The organism is Streptomyces recifensis (assembly GCF_002154615.1).
Taxonomy (GTDB): Bacteria; Actinomycetota; Actinomycetes; order Streptomycetales; family Streptomycetaceae; genus Streptomyces; species Streptomyces griseoluteus.
Genome location: NZ_MUNH01000876.1, coordinates 1 through 781 on the forward strand (window position 1 = coordinate 1; position 781 = coordinate 781).

2 protein-coding genes are annotated in these 781 nt (G+C 75.0%); both read right to left on the reverse strand.

The window, feature by feature from the left end:
• A partial coding sequence (locus tag CCN33_RS30520; protein ID WP_208622015.1) for a DinB family protein occupies positions 1-324 on the reverse strand: 324 nt, incomplete at its 3' end.
• Positions 321-781, reverse strand: a 461-nt coding sequence (locus CCN33_RS30525; RefSeq protein WP_244173996.1) for a glutamate-cysteine ligase family protein, incomplete at its 5' end; no start/stop codon positions are given. The genes CCN33_RS30520 and CCN33_RS30525, both read right to left, overlap by 4 nt.

Below are 781 nucleotides of genomic sequence, written 5' to 3' on the forward strand. Positions count from 1 at the left end.
CGCCTCCTCGGGCGGGAGCAGCGGCAGCGAGGGGCGTTCGGAACGCGGATGCTCGAAGGCGTCGTACAGCACGTCGATGTCGGGCCGCATCGCCTCCCGGCCGCCGACGTTGCGCAGCAGCCACAGCTCCTCCTGGTTGCCGATGTGCGCGAGGTCCCAGACCAGGGGCGACATCAGCGGCGAGTGCTGGGCGGTGAGGTCCGGGTCCTCGACGCAGCTCGTCAGCAGGGTGGTGCGGTCGCGGGCGGTGACCAGCGAGGCGAGCAGCCGCGCGCGCAGCGCCTCGGTCCCGGCCGCCGTCGTCCCGCTCTCCTGGGCGGTCATGAGCGGATGTCCTTCCTCGCGTGGGCGCGCGGGTCCGTGGCGCCGGCCAGCAGGTCGTCGGCCGGGCAGCGGCCCCGCAGGACGTAACGGTCCAGATACCCCGCCACCGCGTCCGACACCTCGGGGGTGGCACCGAGCCGGGGCAGCGCCGCCAGCGCCGCCGTGAAGCAGGCGGTGGCGGCCTCCCGCAGTCCCGGATCGGCCAGGCCGAGCCGGGCCGCGTCCGACCACAGCGGGTTGTGCGGGGCGGGCCGGTCCAGCGTGCGCTCGGTCAGCGGCTTCACGGCCCGGTGCGCGGCCTCGGCCGCCTCCGGGTCGTCGAAGAGGGCGGCCGTCACCGCGAGCGGTACGATCCAGCCGTCGTCACCGGGTTGCGCGTCGATCATCCGCAGCTCCAGATGACCGCGCGGCCTGACCGGCGGGAACAGCGTGGTCAGGTGGTAGTCGAGATCCGCGC